The sequence below is a fragment of the Pseudomonas sp. B21-054 genome, assembly GCF_026016345.1.
GTDB lineage: Bacteria > Pseudomonadota > Gammaproteobacteria > Pseudomonadales > Pseudomonadaceae > Aquipseudomonas.
The window spans coordinates 4,814,220-4,830,191 of the sequence record NZ_CP087204.1; the positions used below are offsets into that span (position 1 = coordinate 4,814,220).

At 64.4% G+C, this 15,972-nt stretch carries 2 protein-coding genes (1 of these 2 cut by a window edge); both read right to left on the bottom strand.

The genetic code is table 11. The features are described 5' to 3' along the window. Nucleotides 1-3,228 carry a non-ribosomal peptide synthetase gene (locus tag LOY70_RS20750; protein WP_265029156.1) on the bottom strand — a complete coding sequence of 1,076 codons (3,228 nt, stop codon included), beginning with the start codon at nt 3,226-3,228 and terminating at the stop codon, nt 1-3. Beyond that, on the bottom strand, nt 3,225-15,972 hold the 3' portion of the coding sequence (locus LOY70_RS20755; RefSeq protein ID WP_265029157.1) for a non-ribosomal peptide synthase/polyketide synthase. It continues 803 nt past the right edge of the window; the window shows 12,748 of its 13,551 coding nt (coding positions 804-13,551); its start codon lies beyond the right edge, outside the window; the stop codon is at nt 3,225-3,227. The genes LOY70_RS20750 and LOY70_RS20755 overlap by 4 nt, the downstream gene beginning before the upstream one ends.

Genomic DNA, 15,972 nt, shown 5'->3' on the forward strand with positions numbered 1-15,972 from the left:
TCAGCCCAGCGGCGCCGCCCTGGCGGCTTGCATCTGCCGCGCCTGTTCGGTCAGGAGGGCCTTTTCCTCGGGGCTCATCGCTTCCATGCGCAGGCGCACCTGGGCGATTTTCTCCAACTGCCCCGGACTGCTTTCCACTGCTCGCAAGGCCAGGGCCAACGACGCCACAGTCGGATGATCGAAGACCAGTCCCGGATGAATGTCGCACTGCAACAACTTGCGAATACCGGCCACCAGTTTGATCACCAGCAACGAATGACCACCGGCGGCGAAGAAGTCGCGGTCGATGCCCAATCGTTCAAGTCCCAGTAACTGCGCCATGCGCGCGGCGAGCAATTGCTCCAGTGCATCGCGCGGGGCAGCGTCTTCGTCCGCCATCGCCGCACCCACCCACTGTTGCAACGCCTTGCGATCGACCTTGCCGTTGGCCAGCCGCGGGAACCGTTCGATCAGTTGCAGGTGCTGCGGCAGCATCACGCTGGGCAGCCGAGCGCTCAGCTCAGCACGGACGGCGTCCAGCAAGCCCGTCGACCTGCCCTGCTGCGCCACGACAAAGGCCAACAGTCCTTGCTCGGCCGACAGGGCCGGCAGCACCAGCGCTTCGGCCACCTGCGGCACGCGCAGCAGCTCGGCCTCGATCTCCGCCAGTTCAATCCGGAACCCGCGCACCTTGACCTGCTGATCACGCCGACCGTGCAACTGGATCGCCCCGTCCGCGCGGTAACGCGCCAGGTCGCCGCTGCGATACAAGCGTTGGGCCGGATCGAATGGGCTCTGGATGAACGCTTGCTCATCAGCCTCGGCATTCAGATAACCCCGGCACACCTGCGCACCGCCCAGGTACACCTCGCCCAACACACCCACCGGCGCCAAGCGCAGATCGGCGTCCAGCACATAAACCTGGTTGTTGCCCAGCACTTGCGTCAGCGCCGCACACTCGTCGGCAGCGCCGTCCAGGGCCAAGGGATGGATCATCACCCCGACCGTGGTTTCGGTCGGGCCGTAGTGGTTGAACACCCGGCAATCGCTGCGCAACCGGGCGATGCGCTCGATCAGCGGCGGCGGAATCGGCTCGCCACCCAGTACCAGCGTACGCGGCAGGGTCGTGTGCTCACTGTCGAGCAGCGCCGCGAGGTGCGATGGCACGATTTTCAGGCAGTCGATCCGATGCTGTTGCAGGTACTCGGCAAACAACGCGCCGTCCTGCATTTGCTCATCGCTGGCCACATGCAGGGTCGCGCCATTGAACAACGCGCCAAACAACGTCGTGTTGCCCAGGTCCGCCGCCACGGTGGACGTGAACCCGACGTCCTTGCACTGCTCAAGTCCCAGGGCCTGGCTGGCCTGGGCGGTGTAGTTGAGCAATTGCCGATGCTCGACCACCACGCCCTTGGGCACACCGGTGGAGCCAGACGTAAACAACACATAGGCAATATCGTTGCCCTGAGTGACCAGGTCCGGCAATGCCCCCGCCGACTGGCTCAGCCCCGCCACGGTCAGCGCCTTGTATGGCTGATCCTGCCACACCGGCAGATGCGCCGCATCGGTCAGCAACATAGCCGCGCCGGCCTGTTCCAGCATCAATGCCTGGCGCGCCTGGGGCCATTGCACATCAAGGGGCAGATACGCCGCCCCCACGCGCCAGCTCGCCAGCATTGCAATCACCAGCTCCGCCGAGCGCGGCAACGCCAGCGCGACAATCGAACCGTCGCCCAGGCCTTGCTGCTTGAAGCCCTGGGCCAAGCTGTCGACCCGGGTTTGCAACTGGTCATAGCTCAACTGCTGGTGGGCATCAGTCAGGGCGATGGCATCCGGCGCATGACTCGCCCAATCGGCAATGCGCCGGGGCAGATAGCGGCCATCGACCAAGGCCTGCATCGGCGGGTTGATCGCTCGCAAGCGCTGTTCTTCGGCGTGACTCAACAGGTTGAGCTGCGCCAATGGGGTGTGCCCGGCCGCAAGGATCGAAGTCAGCAGCACGCCGTACTGTTCCAGCACGGCACTGGCCGAGACTGGCGAATACAGCGCGCTGGCGTAATACAGATCGATCCCGGCAAGCTGCTCGGCACCGTTCAATTGCACCTGCAACAGCCACTCGAACCCATCGGCCCGCACAGGCACCGACACCGGCGCCCAGTGCAGACCGCTGCTGTCCTGGGCACGACTCGTCTGGGCAACCGTAAAACCGTAGACCGGGCGCGCCGCGTCAGGGCTGAGTTCCGGCGTCCAGTATTCCTGCCAGGTGCGGTGTTCTTCGAGGCGAGCCGCCAGCGCCACCAGCCACTCATCGAACGACTGGGTGGCGGGCAACGGAACGCACAGCGGCAAGGTTTTCTCGAACACGCCCACGGCACTGGCGAAATATTCGTAGTCGCTGCGGCTGTCATGGCGCACACCGACCAGCGCCTGCTCACGCCCGCTCAAACGGCCCAGCAACACCCACCAGGCGCCTTGCAGCAGCGTGGCAAGCGGCTGCCCGAGTTGCGCGGCCAGACGTTGCAAAGCCTCACGCTGGGCAGGTTGCAGCGTCAAGGATAAGCGCGTGTCGGCGGCACTGGTTTCACGGCTGGCGCTGCGTGCCGCCAGCCATGGCGTGGCGATGTCCGTCTGCTGGTCTTGCAGGTGTTGCTGCCAGTAGGTGCGCGCGCTGGCGGCATCTTCATCCAGCACCACTTCACTGCGCCATTCCAGGTACTGGGCAAATTCGCCCGGCGCTTCGTCTTCCGATGCCAGAACCCCGGCGTACGCCTGCTGTACTTGCTCAAGCAGCAGATTCAGCGATTGCCCATCGGCACTGTAGCGGGCGATGCCCAGCAGCAGTTGCCATTGCTGGGGCCCGAGGCGATACAGCACGGCCTGGACGCTTGCCGATTCGCCGGCCACAAACGCGCGGCCCATCGATTCGTTGATCTGCGCCTGGACCTCCTCGGCCCCTTGCTCACCCCCCCGCACCGTCAATGGGAAGCGCCCGGCACCGGCGGCGGCCTGACGCGAACCGTGGAACCCGGCGACTTTGCCCAGTTGCGCCAGCAGCATCGGCTGCTGCGCCAGTAGCGTATCGAACGCCACCTGCAAGCGCTGCGGATCGAGATCGCCGTCAATGACCACGTTCAACCAGCGCAAGGCGTCGCCACAGGTCGCCGTGGTCGACAGTTGCTCAAGCACGGTTTGTTGCTCGGGCGTCAGGGCGAAACCCGAATCGTACGCGTCCATCGTAACCTCGTTCATGCTCCGCTTTCCTCGGTGTTGAGTGCGTCCTGGGTGGTTTGCCCGGCGACAGGCCGGTGCTCAAGACTGCTGTGGTCGTACATATCGCCCATGGCCACCACGATCTTGCGGGGCCCCTCGAACGGATCGCGGGCGTGGGCCACCAACATGTTGTCCAGCAGGATCACGTCGCCTTTGTGCCAGTCGAAACGCACCGCACAGGCTTCGTACAACTCACCGATACGCGCCATCACCTCGTCTTCGATCGGTGTGCCGTCGCCGTAGTACACCTGCCGTGGCATGCGTTCGAGGCCGAACATCGACAACAGGTCTTCCCGTACGTCCGGCTCCAGCCAGTAGATGTGATGCAACTGCACCTGGTTGAAGAACGACTTCTCGCCAGTGATCGGGTGGGTGATGATCGCCGGGCCCGGCGTGCGGGTTTGCAACTCGTCGTTATCGAGCCAACGCCACTGGATGCCACCCGCTCGGCAACGGGCTTCGACTTCGCGGCGATCTTCAGTCTTGAAGAAGTGCTGCCACGACACATCGAGTTTGTCGGTGAAGGTGCGCACGTAGAGCAGGCCTTTGTCCTCGAACTTTTCGCGAAGGTCCGCCGGCAGCTTTTCATACATCAGGCGGCAATCCACCACTGGGGTGGCACCGCCCACGGGCGCGGCTTGCTCGCAATAGAACATCTGCTTGCGCGGCCAGCGGTCCTGATGGGAGCTCTCGTTGTGGAACAGGATCATCTTGCGCTCGGGGTACGGCGTGGAGCGGTAGGTGTTCTTGCCCCCCTCCTTCTTGGGCAGGTCGCCGTACTGACCATAAAGGCCCGGCTGGATCGCTTCGGCGAACGCTTCAAAGCCCTGGATGCCGTCCAGCTCGAAACCGCGAAACAGGATGCCCGCATGTTCGGCCAGCTTCTGTTCGATGAACGGCCGGTTCTGCTGGATCCACTCGATGACATCCAGATGGGGCTCGCCCGGCTCCAGCATCAGCGGGAATCGTTGCGGCGCCGCCACCAGTGATTCGCGCACCCGGGTTGGACGGGGCCTGGCGACGGGTGTCGCGGAACGCTTGAGAAACTTGCCCAGCTTATCGGCCTTGGGCCCCGGGACGGTGGCAGGCCTGGCGGCTGCCGCCAAGTTGTCGACTGGCATGCGGATAGCTCCCAATTGAATGTCCTGATCAGCGACGATCTGTTCCAACAGGGCTGTCCAGGCCTGAATCAGGTGCTGAATGCGCTCATGTCCGAACAAGGTTGTGGCGAACTGCCAATTACCACGCAGTTGCCCTTCTTCTTCGTCAACGAACAACGCCATGTCGAATTTAGAATGGGTCTCAAGGGCCGGCAGGGCCTCCACGTTCAATCCGGCCACGGTTCGGCTGCGCACCGGTACGTTGTTCATCACGAACAACACTTGGAGCAACGGGTTCATCCCCTTGTGTCGCGGCACGCCCGACACCTCGACAATCTGGTCAAACGGCAGGTCCTGGTGCTCCAGCGCACCGAGCAGGTTGTCCTGGGTGTGTGCCAGGAAAGCCGAAAACGTGAGTTCGGCGTCAAAGCGCGAACGCAGGGGCAGCACGTTGACGAAGAAACCGATCAGGCGTTCAAGCTCAGGCTGTTCACGGCCGGCCACGTCGGCGCCCACCACGACGTCTTGCGCGGCGCAGACCCGGTGCAACAACACCTGGAACGACGCCAGCAGCGTGCTGTACAGCGTGACACCGACCTCGCTGGACAAGCGCCGCAATGCCGCCGTCAATCCGGGGGAAAGGTGGAACTGCAACGCATCGCCGTCATAGGACGCCGTCTGCCCCCGAGGGTTTTCCAGTGGCAGGCTCAGGCAACCGTCATAGCCGCTGAGCCGGTGTTTCCAGTAGTCGGCCTGACGCGCCAGCACGCCCTGGTCTTCCAGCGCCTGCTGCCACAACGCGAAGTCGTAGTACTGAACGTCCAGGGGCGGCAGCGGCATCGGTTGGCCGTTGAGGGACGCTTCGTAGACTTGCACCAGCTCGTTGATCAACAGCCCCATCGACCAACCATCGGAGATGATGTGGTGCATGGCATACAACAACACATGCTCGGTCGGTCCCAGGTGCAAGATTCGCCCGCGCCACAGCGGAGCCTGTTGCAGGTCAATCGGCGTGCGCGCGTTTTCCAGCGTCGCCCGGGCCACCTGTTCTTGCTGGGCACTGGGCGAAAGGCCCGACAAATCGATCACCGGGAAGTCCCCCTCGATCTCATCGGCAATCAGCGCCAGCGGATCGCCTTCGTCGTCCTGGGTATACGCCGTGCGCAGCACGTCATGGCGGCGGACCACTTCGGCGAAGCTGCTCAACAGATGTTCCACCGACAACTCGCCAGACAAGCGCAACGCCAACGGCATGCCATAGGCCGAGGTGCCGCCAGACAATTGTTCGGCGATCCACAGGCGCCGCTGCACCAACGACAACGGTGCCGAACGTCGCGGCCCATGGGCCTTGAGCCGGACCCCGCGGGAGTCGCCCGCCCGCGGCGCCTGCCCGTCGATGCTGGCGCCCATCAGGGCCGCCAGTGCCTTGAGCTGCGGATGATTGAACAGGTCCCGCAGGCTCAGCGGATAGTCCGTCAGCTTGAGCAGCCGTGAAACCGCCTGGGTGGCCAGCAACGAATGGCCGCCGCGTTCGAAGAAATGATCGTTGCGCCCGACCTGCTCCACCTCCAGTACTTCTTGCCAGATGCAGGCAATCCGTTGCTCCAGCTCACCCTCGGGCGGCACGAAGCCTTGCTGCGACTGGTTGGCGTCGAAGCGGGGCAGCGCCTTGCGCTCCAGTTTGCCGTTCGGGCTCACCGGCATGCGCTCAAGCCATACCCAATGCTGCGGGACCATGTAGTCCGGCAGGTGCTGGCCCAGGTGGGTCTTCAAGGCCTGCTCGAAGGCAAGGCCGATACTGGCCTCGGCATTCAACAGCGCCGAGGATTGCGGCACCACATAGCCCACCAGCAACGTGCCGTCCTGGGCGATCACGACACTGTCGCGGACCTCGGCATGTTCGGCCAGGCGCGCCTCGATCTCGCCCAGTTCAATGCGCAGGCCACGGATCTTCACTTGATGATCCAGGCGCCCGGCGTACTCGATCACTCCGTCGGCCCGGTAGCGCGCCAGGTCACCGGTACGGTACAGGCGCGCGCCGTCACCGAACGGGCTGGTGACAAAGCGCTCGGCGGTCAACGCCGGGCGACGGTGGTAACCCCGCGCCAGGCCTTCGCCTCCCAGGTACAGCTCGCCGGTGACCCCCACCGGCAACGGCGACAGGTCCGGGTCGAGGATAAACGTGCTCAGGTTGGCGATCGGCTGGCCAATCGGCACCGCGTCCCGGCCTTCGTCGACACAGGTCCAGTGCGTCACGTCGATGGCCGCTTCGGTGGGGCCGTACAAGTTGTACAGGCCGGCAGCGGGCAGTTTGGCGAACACCTGCAATTGGGCATCCACCGGCAAGGCTTCGCCACTGCAAATGATCCGTTTCAGGCTCTGGCAACGCCCCACCGCCGGGTCTTGCATGAACACCTGCAACATCGATGGGACGAAGTGCAAGGTGCTGATCTGCTGCGCGCTGATCAGCTCGATCATCTGCGCCGGGTCGCGGTGGGCGCCGGGCGGCGCCATGACCAGGGTCGAACCGGTCAGCAATGGCCAGAAGAACTCCCAGACCGACACGTCGAAACTGAACGGCGTTTTTTGCAGCACACGGTCGCTCGCCGCCAGCCCATAGGCGTCCTGCATCCAGAACAACCGATTGAGCAGCGCCGAATGACGGTTACCCGCGCCCTTGGGTTTGCCGGTGGAGCCCGACGTGTAGATGACGTAGGCGAGGTTTTCGCCATCGACCGCGACCGCTGGATTGCTGTCGCTGCGGCCGGCCAGCCAGTCGCCGGGCTGATCCAGCACCAGGCTGCGCAGGCCCGACGGCACCGGCAAGCGTTCCAGCAAATGATGTTGGGTCAGCAGCAAGCCAATGCCGCTGTCGTCGAACATATAGGCCAGGCGATCCTGGGGATACTCCGGGTCCAGCGGCACGTAGGCGCCGCCCGCCTTGAGGATCGCCAACAGGCCGACCACCATTTCCACCGAGCGCTCCACGGCGATGCCCACCAGCACATCCGGGCCGACCCCGTGCTCGATCAGCACATGGGCCAGGCGGTTGGCCTGGGCATTGAGGTCGGCATAGCTCAGCCGCTGGGACGCAAAAACCAGGGCACAGGCGTCGGGGGTTTTATCCACTTGCGCTTCAATCAGTCGATGCACACTGCCATCGAGGGGGTAATCCATCGCGGTAGCGTTCCAACCCTGCTGGACCTGTTGCTGTTCGGCATCGAGCAATGACAATTGCCCGACCGAGCGCTCGCCGCCCAGGGGCAGTTGCTCCAGCAGATGGCGCAGGTGCCCGCCGATACGGCTCACGTCGGCCGGCGTGAAGCTGTCGTGGCTGTAACTCAAGAGCAACGACAGCGTTTCCCCCAAGTTCACTGCCAGGGTCAGCGGGTAGTTGGTTTGTTCGTGATTGGCCACCTCGCCGAAGCGCAACGTGGCCGGCGCCCCCTCTTGCAACGCCTGGGCAACCGGGTAGTTCTCGAACACCAGCAGCGTGTCGAACAGCGCCGCACCGCCCTGCCCGGCCCAGCGCTGGATATCGAACAGCGGCGTGTGTTCGTGCTCGCGCAGGCTCAGGTTGCGCCCCTGAACCTCCTGCAACCATTGGCCGACGCTCTGCTCGGCCCGTGGCCGGCCGATGACCGGCAAGGTGTTGATGAACAGACCGATCTGCTGCTCCACACCGGGAATCTGTGCCGGACGTCCGGCCACGGTGGCGCCGAAGGCAACGGCGGCGTGTCCGGTACAGCGTTGCAGCAACAACTGCCAGGCCGCTTGCACCAGCGTGTTGACCGTGACTTTCTGCTCACGGGCAAAGCGCTGCAGCCGCGCCGTGGTTTGGGCATCGAGCAACTGCTCGTGTTCGCCGTGGCCATGGCGGGCATCGGTGCGGTTGTCCCGGGCAAAAGCCCCCGCCAGCAGCGTCGGCTCGTCCAGTTCGGCCAGTTGCGCCTGCCAGAATTGCTCGTTGGCCCGTGGGTCTTGAGCCGACAGCCACTCGATGTAGTCGCGGTAGCGTCCGGATGGCCGGGCCAGGACTTGGCCGCTGTAGCGTTGCAGCACTTCGCCGAGCAACTGCGAGTTGCTCCAGCCATCCATCAGGATGTGATGGCTGGTGTAGATCAAGTGATAGCGGTCCTCTGCCACGCGCGCCACCACCAGCCGCAGCAACGGCGCCGCATCCAGTGCAAAGCCCTGGCGCTGTGCCGACGCAAGGGTTTCAAGGTCTTGGTCCAGGTCCGTCCTGGCGCGCCAGTCATGGGACACAAACGCAACGTCCAAGCGTTTGTGCACCACCTGCAAGGCACGCTTGAATTCGCCTTCCCAGACAAAACTGCTGCGCAGCACCTCATGGGCGTCCATGGCCGCCTGCCAGGCCTGGCGGAAGCGCTCGACGTCCAAGCCTTCGACATCCACCCGCAACTGATTGATGTAGTTGCCGGCCTGTTGCTCAAGCAACGTGTGGAACAACATGCCCTGCTGCATGGGCGACAACGGATAGATATCCTCGACCTGTCGCGGCGCCAGCACCAAGGCGTCCAGTTGCGCCTGGGTCAACCCGGCCAGGGGGAAGTCCGACGGTGTGAAGCCCTGGTGCTGCGCCTGGCAGCAGTGCTCGATCAGCGCTTGCAACTCTTGACCGTAGTCCACGGCCAGCGCCTGGATCGTCGAGGCGTCGAACATCTGTGCGCTGAATGTCCAGTCGATGCTCAGCTCGCCCGCGTAGACACTGCCGTTGAGCGTCAACCAGTTGTCCAGCGGCGCCAGGGGGCTCTGTGGCTCGCCTGCCGCTTCACTGGCCGGGCTGAACAGCCCGTCGGCCTCCTCGGCAAAACCGCTGTCGAACTGGCCCAGGTAGTTGAAGGTGATCCGCGGCTTCGGCAGCGCTTGGAGGGTGCGCCGCGTCTGCTCGTCGCCCAAGTAGCGCAATACACCGAATCCGAGGCCTTTGTCGGGTATCGCCCGCAATTGCTCCTTGATGGCCTTGATCGACTCCCCAACGGTCGCTGCCGGTGTCAACCGCACCGGGAACAGACTGGTGAACCAGCCGACGCTGCGGCTCAGGTCCACATCATCGAACAGCGCCTCACGGCCATGGCCTTCCAGTTGAATCAAGGTCGAGCCATCGGTGGTCCATCGACCGATGACCCGGGCCAGGGCGGTCAACAGCAGATCGTTGACCTGGGTCCGATAGGCCGCTGGCGCTTGCTGCAAGAGCCGGCGGGTCTGCTCTTTGTCCAGTCGCGTCTGAACCTGCACCCCATCGCACCTGCGCAATTCGCCGTGAGGTCGGTCGCAAGGCAGATCGTGACGAGCGCCCGCCAGTTGCGCTTGCCAATAAGTCATCTGCGCCTGCAACGCCGCACTGTCGGCATGCAGCTTCAAGCGTTGCGCCCAGGCCTGGGTGGCACTGGTCTTGGCCGGCAGTTCCAGGGCCTGGCCGGCTTGCAACTGCTGGTAAGCCTGTTGCAGGTCTTCCAGCAGAATGCGCCAGGACACCCCGTCCACCACCAAGTGATGAATCACCAGCAACAGCCGTTGACTGCCGTCGGCGAGATTAGCCAATACCCCACGCAGCAGCTCGCCGCTTTCCAGCGCCAGGCTGCGCTGGGCTTGTTCGGCCAAGCGTTCGAGCGCCGGGGCATCGGCCACTTCGGCGGTCCACAACAGTGGAGAACGTTGCCAAACCGCCTGCTGCTCGGCGAGGGTTTGATGGTGCGCGGTCCAGCTGCCATTTTCGCGCTTGAAGGCCAGGCGCAAGGCATCGTGGTGGACCACCAAGGCCTGGAGCGCCTGCTCCAGATACCCACCGTGGATCGGCCGCAAGCCCTTGAGCAGCACCGACTGGTTCCAGTGATGAGGCTCGGCCATGTCGTGTTCGAAAAACAACTGCTGGAACGGCAGCAACACCGCGTTCCCCGTCACCGGGCCCTGGTCGATGCCTGGGCGGCTGTCATCCAGGGTCGCCACACTGGCGAGGCCTTGGATGGTCTGGTGGACGAACAAATCCTTGGGGCTGAAATGGATCCCGGCCTGACGGGCCCGGCTGACCACCTGGATGGAGATGATCGAATCGCCCCCCAGCTCGAAGAAGTTGTCGCTGACACCCACTTGCGCTTGCCCGAGCACGCTTTGCCAGATACCGGCCAGCGCCCGCTCCATGGCGGTATGCGCTGCGACGTAAGCCTTGGGGCTGGTGCTGAGATCGGCTGGGGGCAGCGCCTTGCGCTCCAGTTTGCCGTTGGGGCTGACCGGCATTTTTTCCAGCCACAACCAGTGCTGCGGCACCATGTAGTCGGGCAAGGACTGGCTCAAATACGCCTTGAGCCGGCCTTGCAGCGCCTGGCGCACGGCCTCTTCGGCGCTCAGTAATTCAGCGTGTGTCGGCACCACGTAGGCCACCAACAGGCTACCGCCCTGGGCAATCACCACGGTTTCGAGCACGTCATCGTGCTCGGCCAGGCGCGCTTCGATTTCCCCCAGTTCGATGCGCAGGCCACGGATTTTCACCTGGTGGTCCATGCGCCCGGCATATTCGATCACACCGTCGGTGCGGTAGCGCGCCAGGTCGCCGGTGCGGTACAGCCGCTGGCCGTGGCCAAAGGGACCGGTCACGAACCGCTCGGCCGTCAGCGCGGCGCGGCGGTGGTAACCACGGGCCAGTCCCTCGCCCGCCAGGTACAGCTCGCCGATCACGCCCACCGGCACTGGCGAAAGCTCATCATCCAGGATGTAGGTGCCCAGGTTGGCGATCGGCTGGCCAATCGGCACGCTGTCGCGACCTTCGTCGACACAGGTCCAGTAGGTCACGTCGATGGCCGCCTCGGTCGGGCCATAGAGGTTATACAGGCCGGCGTTCGGCAGTTTGGCGAACACCTGCTGTTGCGCATCCACCGGCAGGGCTTCACCGCTGCAAACGATGCGTTTGAGGCTGGTGCATTCGGCTACGTGGGGGTCTTGCACAAACGCCTGCAACATCGATGGCACAAAGTGCAGCGTCGTGATGCGCTGCGCCGTGATCAGCCCGATCAGTTGCGCCGGGTCACGATGAGCCCCTGGCGCAGCCACCACCAGCGTCGCGCCGGTCAGCAGCGGCCAGAAGAACTCCCACACCGACACGTCGAAACTGAACGGCGTTTTTTGCAGCACACTGTCGCAGGCATCGAGCCCATAGGCCTGCTGCATCCAGCACAGGCGGTTGACCAGCGCCGAATGCCGGTTGCCCGCGCCCTTGGGCTTGCCGGTGGAACCGGAGGTGTAGATCACATAGGCGAGGTTCTCGCCGTCGACCACGACGTCTGGATTCGTGTCGCGACCTGCGTACACCCCGCCATCAGGTAGGTCCAGCACCAGGCTGTCGATCCCCTGCGGAATCGGCAATTGATCGAGCAAATGCTGCTGGGTCAGCAGCAAACCGATGCCGCTGTCTTCGAACATGTAGGCCAGGCGATCCCGTGGGTATTCCGGGTCCAGCGGCACATAGGCACCGCCGGCCTTGAGAATCGCCAACAGCCCCAGGACCATTTCCACCGAACGTTCCACGGCGATGCCCACCAGCACATCCGGGCCGACGCCATGCTCGATCAGGGTGTGAGCCAGGCGGTTGGCCCGGGCGTTGAGCTCGCCGTAGCTCAGGCGTTGCTCGCCGAATACCAGCGCCGGGGCATCCGGCGTCTTGCGTACCTGTTCTTCGATCAACCCCTGGACACTGCGATCGAGGGGGTACGCAACCGCCGTCGCATTCCAGTCGACGAGCAGGCGCCGACGCTCGTCAGCATCCAGTAACGCCCACTGCGCAACCGGGCGATGCAGGTCCTGCACCAAGCCGTGCAACAGGTTGAGCCAATGCTGGCCCATGCGCTCGAGGGTGGCCGGTTCGAACAGGTCCGTCGCGTAGATCAGCGCGGCGTGCAGGCCCTGCGGGCTGTCGGTGGTCTCCAGGCTCAGGTCGAACTGCGCGGTGCGCTGCGCCCAGCCAAGGGGTTCGACCGCCAGGCCCGGCAATGCGTCTTCAAAGACCGAGGCGGTTTCGTTGCGGTGGTTGAACATGGCCTGGAACAACGGGCTGTGGCTCAAGTTACGCTGCGGCTGCAAGGCATCGACCAATTGCTCGAACGGCAGGTCCTGGTGCATCTGCGCCGCCATGGCCGTCTGCTTGAGCTGTTGCAGCAAATCGGCACCGGTCAGATCGCTGTGGAACTCGGCGCGCAGCACCTGGGTATTGACGAAGAAACCAATCAAGCGCTCGGTTTCCAGGCGCTGGCGGTTGGCAATCGGCACCCCGACACGGATGTCGGCCTGGCCGCTGTAGCGGTGCAGCAATGCCTGGAAAGAACCGAGCAACAACACGAACAGCGTGACGTTTTCCCGCCGGGCCAGGGCCTTGAGGGCATCGCTCAACGCAGGATCCAGCACAATCGGCAGCCGCGCGCCGCGCAGGCTTTGCTGGGCCGGGCGCGGATGGTCGGTGGGCAGTTCCAGCAAGGGTTGCTCGCTGCCCAGTTGCGCGGTCCAGTAGGCCAGTTGCCGATCCTGTTCGCCGGCGGCCATCCATTGGCGCTGCCAGACGGCATAGTCGGCGTACTGTATTTCCAGCACGGGTAACTGCGCGGGCAGCCCCTGGGTGAACGCCGAATACAGGCTCATCAGGTCATCGACCATCACCTGCAACGACCAGGCGTCGGAAACGATGTGGTGCAGAGTCAGCGCCAGGACGTGGTCCTGCTCACCCAGTTCCAGCAATGCCACGCGCAGCAGCGCATCGTTCAAGAGGTCGAACGGGCGTTGCGTCTGCTCTTCGATGAACGCCTGAATGCTGACCTCATCCGCCGCGCTCAGACGCTGTTCGACGAAGCTGACGTGCCCCTGCGGACGAATCACCTGGCAGGTGCGTCCATCGTCCTCCACGAACACGGTGCGTAAGCTTTCATGCCGTTGCACCAGCGCTTCAAAGCTGCGGCGCAAAGCGACTTTGTCCAAGGTGCCGCGCAATCGCAGCGCCGTGGGAATGTTGTAGGCGGCACTGTCCGGGTCCATTTTCCACAGGAACCACTGGCGTTCCTGGGCAAACGACAGCGCCAGCGGCTGGTCCCGCGCCACGGCGACCATGGCCTGCGGCTGCGGGCCCGACCCGGCGTCGAGGGCTTCGACAAAATCCTGCAACGTGCTGTATTCGAACAGGCTGCGCAACGGCACCTCGATGTCCAGCAGCCGACGGACCCGCGAAACCACTTGGGTCACCAGCAACGAGTGCCCGCCCAACTCGAAAAAGTTGTCGTGCAGCCCCACGCGCTCAAGCTTGAGGACCTCCTGCCAGATCTGCGCCACTTGCTGCTCGCGCTGGCTGCAAGGCGCTACGTAGGTACGTTGCAATTCGCTGGCATCCGGGGCCGGCAACGCCTTGCGATCGACCTTGCCGTTGGGCGTCAGCGGCAGTTGCGCCAGGAACAACAGGTGCGCCGGGACCATGTACTCGGGCAGCTGCGCCTTGAGCGCGGTTTTCAGCGAGGCGCGCAACGCGGCCTCGGCTTCGGCGTCCAGCACTTCAGCCGTGGCCGGCACCACATAGCCCACCAGTTGCGCCCCGGTCGGGCCTTCATGGGCCACCACCACGGTTTCACGCACGCTCGCCTGGGCCAGCAACGCCGCTTCGATTTCCCCCAGTTCGATCCGCAAGCCACGGATCTTCACTTGATGGTCGATACGACCGATGTACTCGACCACGCCTTCGGCCCGATAACGGGTCAAGTCGCCGGTGCGGTACAACCGCTCGCCCGTGCTGGAAAACGGATCGGGCACGAAGCGTTCAGCGGTCAGGGCCGGGCGTTGGAAATAGCCGCGGGCCAGGCCTTCACCGCCAATCAACAGCTCACCCGGCGCACCGGGTGGGTTGAGCGTCAGGTCGCTGCCAACGATGTACAGCGCGGTGTTGTCCAGGGGCTTGCCCAGGAACGGACGGCTGTTCTCCAGGCTCAAGGGGTGCACCGCCGACCAGATCGTGGTTTCAGTCGGGCCGTAGAGGTTCCAGACCTTCGGCGAAAGGGCCAGCATGCGTTGCGCCAGCTCCAGGGGCAGCGCCTCGCCACCACACAGGAACGTGCGCCCGGCCAGCAGCGCAGCGTGCTCATGGTCCAGCAGCATGCGCCAGCTCGAAGGGGTGGCTTGCAGCACGGTCACATCATGGCGTTCGATCAGCGCCAGCACCGCTTGTGGATCCTGCTGGACGTTCTGGCCGGTCAGCACAATGCTGGCCCCGGCCGCCAACGGCCCGTAGATTTCCAGGCCGAAAATGTCGAAGGAAAACGTCGTCAGCGAAAGCATGCGGTCGCTGGCCGCAAGCCCCGGCTGGGCGATCATGCTGGCGACGAAATTGCTCAGCGCACCATGCCGTACCATCACGCCCTTGGGTTTGCCGGTGGAACCGGAGGTGTAGATGACGTAGGCCAGGTGTTCGGCGGTCAGTGGCACCACCGGACAGCTGCACGGTGCGGCCTGCAGCGCGGCGTCGGGCTGGTCCAGCAACAGGGTCTGCAGGGTGGCCGGAATCGGTAGCAGCGCCTGCAAACGAGCCTGGGTCAACAGCAATTCGATGCCGCTGTCCTCGATCATGTAGGCCAGGCGATCCTCGGGATACGCCGGGTCCAGGGGCACGTAGGCGCCACCGGCCTTGAGGATCGCCAGCAGGCCGACGATCATTTCGACGCTACGCTCCACCGCGATGCCCACCGGCTGGTCAGGCGTCACGCCCAGGGCCATCAAGCGGTGGGCGAGCTGGTTAGCGCGCGCGTCCAGTTGCCCTTGGGTCAGGGTCTGTCCATCGATGGTGAGCGCCAGCGCGTCGGGAGTCTGGCGCGCCTGTTCGGCGATGCGCCAATGCACACAGCTGGTTCCGGCACCGTGGTCGGCCACGCGGTACCAGTCTTGCTGCGTCAGGCGCTGCTGGGCGGCGTCGAGCAACGGCAACTCACCGATACGTCGTTGCGGCGCCTCGACAATGCCTTGCAGCAGGTTCTGCCAGTGCTGGGCCAGGCGTTCGATGGTCTGCGGCTCGAAGAGGTCGGTGGCGTAGGTCAGTTCGGCGGCAACGCCCTGCTCGGTTTCATAGGTGCCCAGGGTCAGGTCGAACTGGGCGGTGCGCCCTTCCCACACCAGGTCCTCGATGCTCAGCTGTGGCAGCTGCAACTGCCGGTCCTGGGTATCGCCGGCCGTCTGGTGGTTGAACATGACCTGGAAGATCGGGCTGTGGCTCAGGCTGCGCTCCGGTTGCAGGGCTTCGATCAGCTGCTCGAAGGGCAAGTCCTGATGAGCCTGGGCGGCCATGGCCGCCTGCTTGACCTGATGGAGCAAACGATCGAACGGCAACTGCCCATCGACATCTGCGCTGAGCACCTGGGTGTTGACGAAAAAGCCGATCAGGCCCTCGGTCTCGACCCGGTTGCGGTTGGCCACGGGCACGCCGACGCGGATCTGCGGCTGGCCACTGTAGCGGTGCAGCAACGCCTGGAACGACGCCAGCAGCACCATGAACAGGCTGGCCCCTTCACGCTGGGCCAATTGCTTGAGCGCCGCGCCCAGTTCCGGCGGTAGGTTCAGGTCCAGGCGCGCACCGCGAAAACTCTGCACG

Excerpts from the sequence above, each read along its gene's own strand:
- LOY70_RS20750 (WP_265029156.1), bottom strand. The coding sequence starts at position 3,228 with ATGAACGAGGTTACGATGGACGCGTACGATTCGGGTTTCGCCCTGACG.